This window comes from Pseudoalteromonas luteoviolacea NCIMB 1942 (assembly GCF_001625595.1).
Classification (GTDB): domain Bacteria; phylum Pseudomonadota; class Gammaproteobacteria; order Enterobacterales; family Alteromonadaceae; genus Pseudoalteromonas; species Pseudoalteromonas luteoviolacea_A.
Genome location: NZ_AUXT01000068.1, coordinates 20,027 through 34,660 on the forward strand (window position 1 = coordinate 20,027; position 14,634 = coordinate 34,660).

General features: G+C 40.4%; 15 protein-coding genes. 11 read left to right on the forward strand and 4 right to left on the reverse strand.

Going from position 1 to position 14,634, the window contains the following annotated elements; translation table 11 throughout:
• Window positions 1-87 precede the first annotated feature (87 nt).
• On the forward strand, window positions 88-762 hold the full coding sequence (locus tag N482_RS04805; protein ID WP_063375995.1) for a hypothetical protein: 675 nt from the start codon (window positions 88-90) through the stop codon (window positions 760-762).
• 51 nt (window positions 763-813) lie between these two features.
• Here N482_RS04805 and N482_RS04810 read toward each other — a convergent pair whose 3' ends face one another.
• Window positions 814-1,437 (reverse strand): LysE family translocator, encoded by a 624-nt coding sequence (locus tag N482_RS04810; RefSeq protein ID WP_063375996.1) that lies wholly within the window; start codon window positions 1,435-1,437, stop codon window positions 814-816.
• Window positions 1,438-1,786: 349 nt separating this feature from the next.
• Between N482_RS04810 and N482_RS04815 the strand changes: the two genes are divergently transcribed.
• Together N482_RS04815 and N482_RS04820 are read left to right on the forward strand one after the other, a co-directional pair.
• Window positions 1,787-1,987: a hypothetical protein gene (locus tag N482_RS04815; protein WP_063375997.1), complete on the forward strand. Its 201-nt coding sequence runs from the start codon at window positions 1,787-1,789 to the stop codon at window positions 1,985-1,987.
• Window positions 1,988-2,017: 30 nt separating this feature from the next.
• Window positions 2,018-2,686, forward strand: a complete 669-nt coding sequence (locus tag N482_RS04820) for a hypothetical protein (protein WP_063375998.1) — start codon at window positions 2,018-2,020, stop codon at window positions 2,684-2,686.
• Between the two features lie 148 nt (window positions 2,687-2,834).
• On the opposite strand, the gene N482_RS04825 is transcribed toward N482_RS04820, so the two are convergent.
• Together N482_RS04825 and N482_RS26055 are read right to left on the reverse strand one after the other, a co-directional pair.
• Window positions 2,835-3,290 (reverse strand): nuclear transport factor 2 family protein, encoded by a 456-nt coding sequence (locus tag N482_RS04825; RefSeq protein WP_063375999.1) that lies wholly within the window; start codon window positions 3,288-3,290, stop codon window positions 2,835-2,837.
• A gap of 217 nt (window positions 3,291-3,507) precedes the next feature.
• On the reverse strand, window positions 3,508-3,816 hold the full coding sequence (locus N482_RS26055) for a CPBP family intramembrane glutamic endopeptidase (protein ID WP_081227758.1): 309 nt from the start codon (window positions 3,814-3,816) through the stop codon (window positions 3,508-3,510).
• Between the two features lie 119 nt (window positions 3,817-3,935).
• Between N482_RS26055 and N482_RS04835 the strand changes: the two genes are divergently transcribed.
• The 8 genes from N482_RS04835 (at window position 3,936) to N482_RS04870 (ending at window position 13,723) form a co-directional block, all read left to right on the forward strand.
• Window positions 3,936-4,250, forward strand: a complete 315-nt coding sequence (locus N482_RS04835; RefSeq protein ID WP_063376001.1) for an antibiotic biosynthesis monooxygenase family protein — start codon at window positions 3,936-3,938, stop codon at window positions 4,248-4,250.
• Window positions 4,251-4,267: 17 nt separating this feature from the next.
• Window positions 4,268-4,954, forward strand: coding sequence for a helix-turn-helix transcriptional regulator (locus tag N482_RS04840; RefSeq protein ID WP_063376002.1), 687 nt, complete (start codon window positions 4,268-4,270; stop codon window positions 4,952-4,954).
• 283 nt (window positions 4,955-5,237) lie between these two features.
• Window positions 5,238-7,709 carry a TonB-dependent receptor gene (locus tag N482_RS04845; protein ID WP_063376003.1) on the forward strand — a complete coding sequence of 824 codons (2,472 nt, stop codon included), beginning with the start codon at window positions 5,238-5,240 and terminating at the stop codon, window positions 7,707-7,709.
• 251 nt (window positions 7,710-7,960) lie between these two features.
• Window positions 7,961-8,587, forward strand: coding sequence for a hypothetical protein (locus N482_RS04850; RefSeq protein WP_063376004.1), 627 nt, complete (start codon window positions 7,961-7,963; stop codon window positions 8,585-8,587).
• A gap of 208 nt (window positions 8,588-8,795) precedes the next feature.
• Entirely contained in the window at window positions 8,796-9,905 is a 1,110-nt protein-coding gene (locus N482_RS04855) for a PepSY-associated TM helix domain-containing protein (RefSeq protein ID WP_063376005.1), read from the forward strand.
• A 201-nt stretch (window positions 9,906-10,106) separates the two neighbouring features.
• Window positions 10,107-12,305, forward strand: a complete 2,199-nt coding sequence (locus tag N482_RS04860; protein ID WP_063376006.1) for a DUF6351 family protein — start codon at window positions 10,107-10,109, stop codon at window positions 12,303-12,305.
• An 82-nt stretch (window positions 12,306-12,387) separates the two neighbouring features.
• On the forward strand, window positions 12,388-12,720 hold the full coding sequence (locus tag N482_RS04865; RefSeq protein ID WP_063376007.1) for a gamma-glutamylcyclotransferase family protein: 333 nt from the start codon (window positions 12,388-12,390) through the stop codon (window positions 12,718-12,720).
• 238 nt (window positions 12,721-12,958) lie between these two features.
• On the forward strand, window positions 12,959-13,723 hold the full coding sequence (locus N482_RS04870; RefSeq protein WP_063376008.1) for a hypothetical protein: 765 nt from the start codon (window positions 12,959-12,961) through the stop codon (window positions 13,721-13,723).
• 110 nt (window positions 13,724-13,833) lie between these two features.
• Here the strand turns inward: N482_RS04870 and N482_RS04875 are convergent.
• Window positions 13,834-14,634, reverse strand: an 801-nt coding sequence (locus N482_RS04875) for a DUF1554 domain-containing protein (RefSeq protein ID WP_155730481.1), incomplete at its 5' end; no start/stop codon positions are given.

Here is a 14,634-nt window from a genome sequence, read left to right on the forward strand (position 1 = left end):
CGCAGCGCCGCTTAATTTCAAAATTCGCAATAAAACGGTATGTATATTGCTGAGTAATTACATACTTACTAGGGTGAGTTGTGAGCGATGAAATTAACGCAAGATGAATTGGACTACATACATGAAGTTGTAGAGAGACCCTACTTGGAAAAAATCAATAGCCAAGTAGTTTCTGATTCACAGCAAAGGAATAAAATACAAGGGCTATTAGTGCAGCTAATAATGTACGACCCGCTTAGTCTACTACTCTCGCATGATCAACATGTTGCGTTGCAATCATTTGACGCCAACAGCTTACTCAAACTATTTACTAAAGATATGTCTCAAAGGCTGCCACATGAAGCAAATGAGAATGAAATGGCTTTGCTCACTCTCATCGACCAATTGCCCAATATTATTGACGACGATGGTTTTCCACGTAACTGGCGCTTTCACCCATCCCCTAAAATTACAATGAAACTGGCTAGCAACAATGATAGCCCGAAGCTTTTATTTACTGTAGACAGCCTTTCACTTTCCGGGGCTTGTGTTATCACGTTTCCTCTAAATAGTCATATGTGTGTCGAACTGTTCTTGCATGGGCAAGCCTGCTTAGAGCTTACTTGTGGGTTAGAAATTAATATTCAGGTAGAACGAGCCGTTTCTAGGGCTAAACACCAAGTCGGCTTACAATTTTCAAAAGCTACGCGAGCTAACCCCGTACTAAAATTGCTAATATTGAGCCAGTACGTAAAGAGCCGCTCTCAAGCGCCTTACTTTTGAGCGGCAAAAGACTGCCTATTAATTCCTAACGATTCAATAAGGCACCTTAGATTAGAAAGTTTGATACAAAACTCTCGCTGCTAGAAGTAAAAAGGCTGCACCCAGTACTTTTGAAATGACAGACTGGCGAGACTGCAAATTTAACTTTTCGTTGGCTGAAGATGTGGCAATCGACACAAAAACAAACCATATCGCGTCAATCGCAAACACTGTAAAGCACATCAGAAAGGCCAAAGATACAGTCATAGCCTCAGGGTCAATAAACTGAGAAAACAAAGCGACAAAAAAGATTGCTGTTTTAGGGTTAATAAACGCGACCATAACCCCTTCTTTCGCTGCGGTTAGCCAATTGCTAGCCACACGCTCACTTTGTGCGTCGTTGCTACCAGATGATTCGCTTGTGAGGATCTTAAACCCTAGATAAGCTAAATATGCTGCCCCCAAGTACAATAGTCCTGTGTACAACACTGGAAACTGAGAAATCAAACTGGCAAGACCCAATATAGACAATGCCGCATAGCTACCTACACCGAGTGCATGTGCCACACTGGCCGCAATTCCAGATTTAGCTCCCCCATTGATACTATGTCGTACAACGACAGCTAAACTAGGGCCTGGCGACATTGCCCCCAAGGTACAAATCAGCGCCAAGCTCAACCATGCAGATAATTCCATATTCACCTCTTTGAGATTGTGAGCGGCGAGTTTACCGAAGTTTCGTTAGCTTAGCTAACTCAATTAGGAACCTTAAAGAGTTTATACAATTATCGATGGGCCTTGCCTAGATGCAAAAATTACATTGACCAAGACCCATGGGAGCATAAGCCATTATTATCCAACCCACATTGTGCTCAGACTAATATCATCCATATAAAAAGTTCACCTATTTCTATTTATTCGCGACTTCTATATTATTTCTATTGCTGACGTCAAATTAGATAAAGTAGAGTAACGAGCATTGACCAATATAACTATAAAGAAAAAAGCCCTGATATTACTCTTCATCTTTCTAGTACTGATGGTAATGATCTCGCTTAGATTTTTCCCAAAAGATATGCCGCAACACCAACCCGCTGTTGCACATATTGAGAGTAAAAAAAGAACACCTTCAACCCAACCAAATAACAACACCACATCACCACACGAGCACATCGCGTCAGAAGAAATATCTGACGCGCCAATAACGTATTCAGGTCAGATTGCAGTCATGGAGAAACCTCATTAGAAGTTACTCAATAATTTTTATGGCTTATTCATGGCTTTAAAAATCGCAGCTAAAAATGGAGATGCAGAGGCAAAATATATAATCGCTAGGAATCTGAAATATTGCTTTTCTGCGTCTCTTGATGATACTGCCCTGCAAAAAAAGCTAAATGAAATTGCCAGCTACAGTGACACCGCTTCATCTACAGGCTCCTTAATAGAAAAATTCAATTATTGTAATAAGATCACTCAGTCAGAGCGCAGCCAATTTTTCTCATATTTAGCAGATGCCGCGAATAGCTGTTCGGTCGCTGCACTAGAATATTTCGCTGCAATTACTCCAGAGTTTTATATAAAATATCAAGGGTTTAACTCATTGACGCGAGATAAATACATACATAAACGAGATGCTTTCATTGAACAAAAGGTATCTTTTGTGAAACAAGCTGGTTTGCATGGCAATGAGTTAGCACTAAAAAACCTATCTTATTCATACCACTCACAACAGCTAACCCAAAATAGCCTTGCAAACTCTTATGCATTGAACAAAGTAATTGCTCAGTTCACTGACAATGGCGACACGTATAATCGCCATACAAAGTTTGAGCAAAGGCAGTATCTAAAACTTACAGCGGAAGAGCTCGACAGTGCCAATGAAATTTATGAGCACTGGATTTCGACCATTCGTGCTAACGGAGCCTATTACCCTAGTAAATATTGATATGTTGCATTGCCTTTGCAACATATCAAAAATACGCGGAGCTACAAATTACGAGGCTCTTTTTGATAAACAAACATAATTTAGGTAAGAGGCCCCGTATTAAGCTGGGCAATTATTAGAGTACAAGCACTCTATACTAAAAGCGACTTTACTCTACAGCGCCTTTCTTAGCACTTCCTCTCGCTACATACTGCGCCACTTTGCTTGTAATTTGCCACTTTTTGCCATCAAAGATTAAATTCAAATAGTCGACATAACCGTGCTGTTTATTTTCACCCCAAGTGAACTCGACAGTTGCATTGGCTGCATTTTTAGTTCTCAGAAGCTTAGTGATTTCAATCTTAGCATTCCACTTATTTCCAGTATCTACCATTTTAACGAATTGGTTACGGTCAAAATTATGAAACTTATTTCCTCCATCAAAAAATTGAATTGTCGCTGTTTCTTGAAATGCTGCTTCAACATTCTTGCCAACACCTTCACTAACCCCTTTAATGTAGGAGTTTACGGCTGCCTGTGGTGTGGTAAATTCTTGTGCACTCACTTTAAACACTGTGCTTGATAAAAGCGTCAGACCTGTTGCTAAAATAAGCGTTCTAATCATTATTCTCCCCCAGTTTTTATAGTTACTTTTGATTCTGTTTACGTGCATGAGTAAAAGTTATTTTGAAACTACTCAAACCCTTCGATTAACTAGAAACAGGTGTTTAGGTGACCATATTTCACTTAATTGACGATTCTTTAAACTTTGAAAAGTCAATTGTCCCCTGTTTTTTATTAAAATTATTCCCTATTTTTAAAACCCATTAGCTTAACGTTATTTAAGCTAAAAACGGGTAAGTAAAAAAGCAAAAGTGCATCAGATTAAACACAAAATGTATGTAAATAGGTACCAAAATATTATTAGTTTTTTGATAACCATATGCACAACCTATACCTAACAGCGAAGCGAGCACTGTATACGCCAACCCTCCGGGTAAGTGCACCACCGCAAATAAAAGGCCTGAACATACTACCGTACTACTCTGCCCAAATTGATGATGCTGTAAAGCGTTTTGCATTTGTGATTGTAAAAAACCACGGAAAAAAGCCTCCTCTGCGTAGCAAGTAATAAACAAGTTTGTTATCACTCAGCCTATTAATTTAACTAGACATACTCAGGTTAAGCAACTTACCTATAGCTCTCTCCTGACACTCCCTGACATAGCCTTTTGTTTTAATGGAGCCTCCAAACATAAGGATCTATAAAATGAAACAGAACATAATTGAAATCGTAACATTCAAGTTAAATGCAGGCGTATCTACTGAGCAAATGCTAGAGAAAAGCGCAGCTTTTGAGGAATTTTCAGCCAAACAATCCGGTTTTTTGTATCGTTCATTGGCTCATCAAGCTGATACTGATACATTCGTGGATATCAGCTACTGGGAAACATTAGAAGATAACAAGAAAATGCAGGCTGCATTTGAAGAAGTAGAAGTGTGCCAAGCATTCTGTGCTTTAGTCGATAAAGAGTCAGTTGGGATCAGTCATCATACCGTGTTGACAAAAAGCTGCGATGCTTAAATAAAAAGAGGTAGATTGTGCATAAATCGGAACGGTTATTTCAACTTGTAAATTTGCTAAAAGGACGCAAAGTTGCAGTAACAGCAAAACAGCTAGCTGAAAAGCTCGCAGTGTCTGAGCGTACAATCTACCGCGACATTCAAAACCTACAAACGTCTGGTGTTCCCGTAGAGGGAGAAGCGGGCATAGGCTACCTGATCCATGACTGCGATCTTCCTCCTATGATGTTCTCGGTGCAAGAACTACAGGCGCTGCTGATCGGCAGTCGAATGCTCAGTGCGTGGACTGACCCAGATCAAGCTAAACATGCACAATCGGCAATCGCTAAAATCGAAGCGGTCTTGCCAAATATACTGAAGCAACTCAATGACACTCTCCCCTACTATGCTCTAGGGTTTAGCCACGATGAAACATGTCAAACACACAACAAAGTTTTACGCGAAGCCATTGAAGCTAGGAATCACCTATCAATGACTTACAAAGATGTGAAACAAGACATAAGTGAAAGAACAATTGAACCGTTAGGACTCATTTATTGGGGTGGAAAATGGACTGTCATCGCATACTGTTTACTCAGAAAAGCGTATCGGGAGTTCAGACTCGACAGAGTCGTCTCTGTAACCACGCTGGATTCACACTTTGAACACGAGGCTAATAAAAACCTTGCCCACTATATAGAACTCGTAAAAAATTGCTACATGTGAGAAAGAAAATATGTAGTTTTCAATCTTATACGACCAGTAACAAGCTCTTTAACCAAATAAACACTCATTACATTAAAAATTATTTATTCAACTTAAATCACAAACCAAGAAACAAATACACACCACTCAAATACACTAAAACAACATTCAACAAAACCATTAACACCCTGTAACTTTAGCAACTTTTATTAAACGCAAATGAGAGTTGTTATCATTTGCCATCACTGTTAGTATGCGCGCTCTCTGCGAATAAACAATCATATTGCGTAGTATGGAGTGTAATATGCAATTCTCTCGTTCACTAAATTCAAAAAGTGTCGTCGCAACTGCGGTTAAAGTTGCCTTGCTTGGTGGTGTTGTTGCAACAGCACATGCGGCTGATAAAGCGGAAGCTGACATTGAGCGCATCAGCGTATATAACAAACACAATGCTCTGATTTTGGAATCAGGCACTGCGACTAAATCTAACATGGCGCTAATGCAAACACCTGCTGCTGTCGTTGTTGTAGACAAAGAGCTACTAGACTCGCAAACTGCAAACACCTTACAAGATGCAATCCGCAATGTAAGTGGTTTTAGCCAAGCGGGAAACAACTACGGTATTGGTGACAACCTAGCGATCCGTGGCCTTGGTGTAAATTACACATACGATGGCATGTATGGTGGTGCAAGTTTAGGTAATAACTATAACCCAACTCGTTCAATGACTAATATTGAGAGTATGGAAGTACTAAAAGGCCCAGCCACTGGCCTATATGGTATTGGTGCGGCTGGTGGTGTAGTCAATCTAATCGAGAAAAAGCCACAATTTGAAGAGGCTTACGAAGTAAGCACAAAAGTTGGTAGCTGGAACACATACGGCATCATGCTTGATGCAACAAACGCAATCACTGACGATTTAGCGTACCGAATAGTAGTAAACCATGAACGCAGTGATGGTTATCGCGACTTGCAACAAGATCGCGACGAGGTATACGCAAGCGTTAAGTTTGTTGCATCAAAAGACCACGAACTCCTTTTCTCTTCAGCATACATTGATGATGCCGTTCAAGTAGATTCAGTGGGCGACCCTGTACGAATCGTAAACTGGGACAGCATTGACGGTTCACCTAGAGCACTGACCGGTGACGATGTACCTAACGACCCTAAATTCATTATCGATGAAGATAGCAATAAGAAATACCTTGGAATTCAACTTACTAAAGCACAACGTGAACAGCTAGCAAAATCAATTTCAACGACAGATGGCTTGAGACCTTACGACTTAGGGGATACAAGCTTAATCTCTCCACTTTCTACACCGAATGAGGGTCAAGAGCTGCGCTTTAAAGTGCGTCATGACTGGTATTTCGGTGAAGACTCAACGCTTACTCAGCAAGTTCTCTGGCGTAAGTATGAGTCAGATTTAGTACGCCAAACAGGTGCATATAATTATGTATACTGGGACCGATCTGACAGAACCCATGGTTCAATCATCAATGCAAATCCGCGTGGGCCACTTGTAACAAACGACGGTGAACTTCATCCATTTTCAGCACGCCGTCAAGAATATCGTAGAGCCCTCTCTGATGAAAAAACTTGGCAGTATTTTGCTGATCTTCAACTAGGTTGGAGCTATGGCGATATCAGTGGTGAGCACTTAGTGAGTGCAAATTTTGAAAACCGTAGCATGGCTTTTAAGCAATGGTCCGCATATGACGGCGACGGCAACAAATCTGGTAATGCCATTCCATATATTCTGGACATTCGCAATCCGAACTGGGGAACCGGCGAATTTATGGATTACGACCCAATTGTAAGAAGCAACTACAATAAGTCAGTACAAGCATATGGCATTGGTGTACAAGAAGTACTGTACCTAACCGATGCACTTACAATGAGAGCTGGATTTGCTTACACTGGTATTGAGCAACAATACCAGCACTTAGGTACGGCTCGTACGCAAGAAGTCTTACCTGAAAATGACACAGATGATGCGGGTACTACGTATACATTTGGCATTAACTATCAGGTCATGCCTGAACTTTCGGCATTCGTTAATGTAGGTAAAGGCCGAACTGCTTTTGGCATCCTTAATTCTGTTACGGATGGCGTAAAAACGCCAAACCCACCTGACTCAGAATCAAAAACTCTTGACCTTGGTATTCGTTTTACAGCCTTTGACGAGGACTTACTTGGTTCACTTGTTGTATTTGAAACTAAGCGCACAAACTTGAGATATTCAAACCCTGAATATGACGACCAAAAAGGTCCTGAGTTTAATACCGGTATTCCTCAATACAAGTACGATAACAATGAAACGACAAAGGGCGTAGAGCTAGATTTGAACCTGGCGCTTGCAGATGCTTGGAAATTGAACGTCAATGCCACGTATCAAGATGCTGTTTCAATCAAAAATCAAGAAAGCGACCCAGCTAAACGAGAAGCAGCTAAAAAAGGTGTACCTGAAAAGATGGGTGGCGCTTGGTTAAGTTACACGGTACCACAATTTACATCAGGCGATTTCGAAATCAGCCTTGGCGTAAATTATGTTGGTGAGCGTACGGTAAACCACCCTTCATTTGGTCTACCTACGGCTAAAGTCGACAGCTATACACGCTGGGATATGGCGGCGGCATACCACTTTGATGTGTACCATGTTCAGTTTAATATTGAAAACTTAACTGATGAAACTTATTACAGTAAAGCACTATTCTTGGGTGGTTTACCGGGTGATGAGCGTAACTTCAAGCTGACTTTCAATTATCAGTTCTAAAATACGTTATCTGAGGCGGCAAATTGCCGCCTCTTTCTCTCCTTGCTTAGAGCTTAATTTTTAACACTTTCATGACTTTACCCCCCAGAGTACTTGGCTTAGTTCATATTGCTATGCACATTAGAAATACATCTTCTTTATAATACTAAGTTGGTTTACTTATTGCTTTATTTGCTTAGACAACACATATGATTTGCTCAGCTCAAATAATTAGATATTAATCACCGAGCGTGCCAAAAAAGGATGCTTTGATGAACATAACCACCTCGCAAAATAACACTCAGTTAGAACAAGTACAGCAATCGGCAACACAAAAAAGCATCGATGGACACGCGGCTTTTACTAAAGTGCTGCAAGACGCTTTGGTTGCTAAGCCAGAAAATACAAACCCTGACTATGTTATGCCAATTTCACTCAACACTGACTACGATGAAATATCAGAACAAGCCAAAAGCTACTACAATCAGGCTTTAAAAACAGCTAAGGAATTGATCGATACAAGCGCTGACATACAAGAACAGGAAATACAACTTTATAGAGAAGTCATGATTGAGATTATGGATATGCCTATAGAAGTTAAAATAGAGCCTCATGAAGTAAACCAAGCCCTACTGTTTGGAAGCCTAGGTATTGATTTCTTGGAGTATAAAGAAGCTGGCATTCGTATTGAGATGCTCAACCTTGCCGAAAAAGACGTTTTGAACTCTCAGGTACTACAAACCTCTGACAAAGAAAAACTGAAAAAATTGATTAATGAACAACAAAGCTCGCTGGAACTTCAACGAGAAGAAATGCTCGCAGGAACTTTTATTAAAGAAAACACCGACCACAGAGCCAATATAGAACATCGATTTCACGGCCTCGATTTTAGTTCATGAGGGGATCTCAAAACGGCCAAATAGTTAGCGAAATTATTGCTAAACCCCAAATGATGTAACCCTGATATCAATTCTAAAGCGCACAAAAAATATGGAATTGATATCCATTATCGTTTTTATTATCATACAAATAAAATCAACTATCTTAACAATCAAGAATTATAAAATCTCAATCGCACCATAATTCGAACACTAAGCGAACTCCATTATGTCCAAGAAAAAACTGCATAAGCTGCATGGTTGGCTGGGATTTATTTGCCTATTACCATTTATTCTAATTAGCTTTACTGGCAGCCTATTAGTATTTAAAAAAGAGCTAGACATGTTGCTCATGTCAGAATTTACGCAGGTTATAGCCAGCAATGAAAGGCTCGCTATGAATACTTTAATTAAAAATATCAATACACAGTTACCTCAGTATGAGCTAGGTAGCTGGGAAATTCTCAGTGAAGCTCACACCTCTTATACCGAAGCTGATCGCATATACCTCATCAAAAAAGGCACTGATTATTGGTACAAAGCACATTTAAACCCATTTACAGGCCAAGTAATTAGCCACCCTGTTGAACTCAATCATTACCTGACAGATTGGCTACTTGAGCTTCATTACACCCTACTCTTAAATGACATAAAAGGCTTAGATGAAGACTTAGGTACAGCTTTCACAAGTTTATTTGCACTTGTGCTCATTTTTCTTGGCATCTCTGGACTTATTATCTATCGCAAATTCTGGCGTCGAGTTTTTACTTTGCGATGGAATGCAAAATTGTTATTCGTATTCAGCGATGTACATAAAATGGCAGGTACACTCGCCTCCCCCATATTGTTAGTGCTCGGTGTTACTGGCGGCTATTACAACATCGCAATATATGTTCACGAGTGGCAAGAACACCAAGGTGGTGACGAGCACCACCATGTTGTTGAGCGACTCTATAATGACTCAATTGATTTCGATAGACTGTTTTCTCAAGCGGCTAACCACATACCTAATTTTGAAACAACTTATGTACTTATGCCCAGTGAGCCCAAACAACCAATCACTTTGTATGGCAAAGTAGATAACGGTAACCCGCTAATCAGTGATTACGCGAGCACGGTCTCATATGATGCTCAAAATGGAGGTTTCATTTTTGCTTATGATATTCGTGATCAGACCTTTGTTCCGGTAATGATAGACACATTTAGAAAGCTTCATTTTGGTAACTTTGGCGGGTATTATTCAAAAGCTCTATGGGCGTTTTTTGGATTTATGCCTGTATTGCTCGCAGTAACAGGTGGATACATTTGGCTAAAAAGACGGAAAAAACGCAGCAGATAAGTAGCGCATGAATTTTTCAAGTTGCAGTCTAAATCAAAGGTAGGCTGCCATAACCCATCCACTTTTGCCCTAACATATTAATTTATTGCCTTTTAATTTCCATCGTCCAATTCGATTTACTATAAATAACAAACAAATAACAACGAGCACTAATTAGAAATCCTAAACTTGAATTAGTGAAGCCGATGATTAGAGGTACGTATGCTGAAAAAGTTACTGGTCATTATAGTCTTGCTTCCTTTGCTCGCTTGGTTAGTTTGGCTGCAAATTGAGGTACCAAATGAAGACAGAAAGTTCGCAGTACAAAACAAAGCTATACCACAAGAAAACTTTTTGCTGAGTATTGAACCTCATATATCCTTAATCGACAGGCCGGACGAACATTTTAAATTTCCCATAGCTGTAGGTGAAATTGGACCGACACAAAGCCTCTACTCAGGGCCTAATCAATACCCTTTCTACTGCATGACTAGAGATTCTCAGCTTGGTCAGCCTGAAGTTGATAACCAACAGGGCTTGGGTGTGCCAGTGTATCGCGATGAAGAAATTATCGGTTACAGCAAAGATTGTTCTATTAAAACGATCATTAACTATTACACACTTGTAAAGCAAGAAGATGGATTTAGAGCAACTCGCCTAGACAGCGCATTGGCAGCAAAGCAAACTCACCTACCATTATTTAGAGTGGAACAAGGTTCTATAAATCGTTTTATTTATACCATTGTTATGCCAGTTAGCACGCGGGAAGTTGACGATAGATTGGCGCAATCTCAGTGGAACAAGCGACTAATCTATCAATTTAATGGTGGTTCGGGAATAGGATTTCGCCAAGGCAGACAAAAGGCTTCTCGGGTCATGACACGCCAAGCGAATCAATTATTGCAAGGCTATGCGGTAATAAGCTCCAGTGGTAACAAAACCAGTTACACCTACAACATGTTGTTGGCAGAAGATACCGCTAGGCGAGTCAAGAAACAGTTTGTTAGCCTTTATGGAAACCCCCTTTACACTGTAGGTGTGGGAGGCTCTGGCGGCGGGTTAGCACAATACCTAATAGCTCAAAATAGCACAGGGATTCTAGACGGCTTAATTCCACTTTACAGCTATCCAGATATGATCACGCAGACAACCTATGCACTAGATTGCGATCTGTTAAACAACTACTTTACTTTTAGGGCTAACGATAAAAAAGCCTGGCGTAACTGGGAAAGGCGACGACTCATCGAGGGCATGAATGCCATAAATAACTTTCCGCAAAAAGCGGGGTTTTTGCAGCCATTAAACCAATTAATGTCAGGCTTTGCTCCCAACTTTCCCGAGGGGAATAGCGAGTGTATCAATGGCTATTTCGGCTTATCGGCATTTATTAACAATCCTAGACAGGGATTTATCAGAGAGCTATTTGCCGAACATGTCGTAAACTCAACCAACTGGAGCTATTGGCAAGACATGTCTCATGTCTTTGGCATCGACGACAACGGACACGGACTCAGTACGTGGGATAATATAGGTGTCCAGTATGGTTTGAATGCGCTCAAAAAAAAACAACTATCCATTGAAGAGTTCTTGCATATAAATGCCAATATTGGTGGTTGGAAGCCTCAAGCACAAATGCAACAAGAAAGTATTGCACTACCTTTTGGCCATAAAATCCCAATCTGGCTCACACTATGGGGGAATCACAATATTACCACACCTGAAGATCTCGTTGCGCCTAGACATCTTGGTTCAATTCAGGCGATGAATAAAGCCTACCAATCAGGCCAAGTATTTATTGGCCGAGTCGACATTCCTATTATAGATGCAAGGCATTACCTTGAAAATGAACTAGATATGCACCATATGTCAGCCTCTTTTTATAGTCGATTAAGAATTAAAAGTGCCAATGGTCATAGTAAAAACCACGTTATTTGGGTTGCCCACAAAGACCATGATCCGACTCACCATGCATTTGAAATGATGGATCAGTGGCTCCTGACATTCTACTCTTCAGAAAACCAAACAGTCGCCTCGTCAAAGCCAGTAAACCTTCAAGACAGTTGTTTTAACGAAGACGGGTCGATACATGCTTCAGGAAAGCAAGTCTTTGATGGTACTTGGAATAGTCAACCAAATGGAGCGTGCCAAACACGATTTCCAATGTTTAGCACCAGCCGAATCGAAGCTGGAGGAAGTTGGGATGGCACAATGTTCAAATGCCCTTTAATTCCAGTCGATCAAGCAATCGCGAAAGGTATGTATGCACCTGTTAATTTGAACCAACATGTAACCTATTTGAAAACAGTGTTTCCTAATGGTGTATGTGATTACCAGGGAACCGATCTGGGTTTACCGAGACACCCTATATTTTATGGACACACAGGTGACGGTGATGGAACATTCGTATACCTGCCGGATTAATTTAGTAAAAACAGCTGGTTAAAATACAGAATGGACCGTGCTAGATTGTTGCTTAATAAGATACTTTAAGGAAGGATATGCTATGCACGCACTTTTTAGCTACGGCACATTACAACAAACACAAGTACAAATAGACACATTTGGTAGAGAGCTTGAAGGATTTTCTGACAAACTTATCGGCTTCGAGTTAGGGGAAGTTGAAATTACCGATGAGCGAGTTATTGCATCGAGTGGAAAAAGATTTCATCCAATTCTGAAGCGTGTCTCAAACACAGCAAGTACCGTATCGGGTACGGTATTTATGCTCACCAATGATGAACTTAAGCACGCTGATAATTATGAAGCAAATTGCTATCAGAGAATAAAAGCGCCACTAGCCTCAGGCAAAACATGTTGGATATACGCTGAAAAGTAATTAGTTTTTGTAGACAGGATCCCCAATAAAAATCCATTTTTTATCCATATTGTTTCTATATTGTGTACGTGATTTTTACGCAGAACATGGACGTTCTATTACTCTATAAAGCCCATACCTATGCCTTAGCTTTACTATGTAAAAGTACTTGCGATTTTGTATAAAATTGTTAATTGATATTTCAGTTTCAATTGATTATTACTAAGATTAGGTACACATCTTAATCACGAGTACCAATATGAAACCTATCAAACTCTCAGCTTGTGCATTGGCAATTTCTGCTCTATTGGTTGGTTGCTCCACTTCAACTACAGAATCAGAAAATGTGAAAACGGAAGCTATTTGGGCTGACATTTATGTCACGTCACAAGGAGAAAGCAGCAGAGTAATCGCCGAGCTGAATGTTAGCAGCCGCAATGGTAACAACATTCAACTATCTGACAAAGATAAACTAGAAGCAAGCGCGGCGGGCGTTACAAAAGACCTCAAACAAGACGACGACTTTTTTGATATAGATTATCGAGCTACTTTTAATACTGCGCAAGAAAACACGCAATTCACCGTACGCTTTGTACGAGGTGAAACGAATGAAATTTTAGAAACAAGCCTAAAATTACCCGCCCCGCTAAAAATTATCACTCCACAAAAAAATCAGTCCTTTTTTAGAAAGGAAACTGTGGAGATTAACTGGACACCTGATGATGCGACAGACACAGCGCTCGATTTAATGCTGACCATCACATGTAAAAACAATGAAGGAAATAATACAAGTACCGGCACAACTGTGAGAAGTATTGATGATGACGGAAGCTATAGCATCAATTTAGAAACGTTAGATGGCCTTGTCGACCCTCAGATTAATTCGAAGAAAGCATGTGAAGGCGAAGTATTTATGGAGCGGATCAGATACGGTGTATTAGACAGTAAGTTTGCAGACAGCAGTCGCGCACGAGCCATTCAGGAACGCTATTCTGATAAGTTTGAAGTAAGATTAGAGCAGTAATTGATACTGTAAGAGTAAAATACAACTCATTTCAAGCCTTGCGCGCAGCACTAGGGCTAAACCATAGAAAAGCCTATTCATTGAATAGGCTTTTCTACATTTACGTCTAATTATTGTTGAACACAATACAGTCTAGCATTGTTGTTACAACTAAGGACCGTGCCATTTAACCAAGTAAATGAACCCGTTCCTATTATACCTACAACCGATCCATTGTTAGAGTACATATCTACCGTTGAAGAACTTGTAAAGTCGTTACACACTCTCCAATCTATGCGTTGTCCAAATCTATTTGTATTTGTCCATACATGACCAGTTACTGAATTTCCATTTTCATCTAGATCAATTTCCCAGCTAGGTGTACTAGATAGCAAATTACTGCCCGTAGCTACAGTACGGCCATCAACACGCATATAAATATGCTCATCTTTTATTACTCTGGTTGCCGTTGTCGAAGAGGTTGACAATAGTGCCTTATACACACCTGACGGCGCAGCATCACTAGCATCTGCTAAAGACTGGCACTTTGCATCTGCACCCGTTGAACCACCTAAGTTACCGGAATATACTTGGCTAGTCGCAAAGACAGCTTTATTATTTGCGGGTTGCTGCCCTTCAACTAGAAGTACCCAGTGACTTGAGTGTGTGTTTGGTCTGACAGTACTACCTGATGGTACATTCTGTACCGCGACATACAAGTTACCATCAAAACTAAGTCTTGCCACTTCACCTACTTTATACTCATGTGCCGAGCTCCATAACAGCGTAGAGTTATTGAATTTTAAAGTACTTTGTAGGGCTGTTTCAACGGCTGACTTATCTGCCTTCGCTGCAAGCTGTGTATTAACCGTTGCCGTATCTGCTTTGGCTGCCAACGCATTGTCTACCGCTGTTTGGTCTGCCTTCGCTGC

Bases quoted from the DNA above. Each gene is read 5' to 3' on its own strand.
- N482_RS04865 (WP_063376007.1), top strand. From the start codon at position 12,388: ATGCACGCACTTTTTAGCTACGGCACATTACAACAAACACAAGTACAA.
- N482_RS04815 (WP_063375997.1), top strand. From the start codon at position 1,787: ATGATCTCGCTTAGATTTTTCCCAAAAGATATGCCGCAACACCAACCC.
- N482_RS04860 (WP_063376006.1), top strand. From the start codon at position 10,107: ATGCTGAAAAAGTTACTGGTCATTATAGTCTTGCTTCCTTTGCTCGCT.
- N482_RS04835 (WP_063376001.1), top strand. From the start codon at position 3,936: ATGAAACAGAACATAATTGAAATCGTAACATTCAAGTTAAATGCAGGC.
- N482_RS04845 (WP_063376003.1), top strand. From the start codon at position 5,238: ATGCAATTCTCTCGTTCACTAAATTCAAAAAGTGTCGTCGCAACTGCG.
- N482_RS04810 (WP_063375996.1), bottom strand. From the start codon at position 1,437: ATGGAATTATCTGCATGGTTGAGCTTGGCGCTGATTTGTACCTTGGGG.
- N482_RS04805 (WP_063375995.1), top strand. From the start codon at position 88: ATGAAATTAACGCAAGATGAATTGGACTACATACATGAAGTTGTAGAG.
- N482_RS04855 (WP_063376005.1), top strand. From the start codon at position 8,796: ATGTCCAAGAAAAAACTGCATAAGCTGCATGGTTGGCTGGGATTTATT.
- N482_RS04820 (WP_063375998.1), top strand. From the start codon at position 2,018: ATGGCTTTAAAAATCGCAGCTAAAAATGGAGATGCAGAGGCAAAATAT.
- N482_RS04825 (WP_063375999.1), bottom strand. From the start codon at position 3,290: ATGATTAGAACGCTTATTTTAGCAACAGGTCTGACGCTTTTATCAAGC.
- N482_RS04870 (WP_063376008.1), top strand. From the start codon at position 12,959: ATGAAACCTATCAAACTCTCAGCTTGTGCATTGGCAATTTCTGCTCTA.
- N482_RS04850 (WP_063376004.1), top strand. From the start codon at position 7,961: ATGAACATAACCACCTCGCAAAATAACACTCAGTTAGAACAAGTACAG.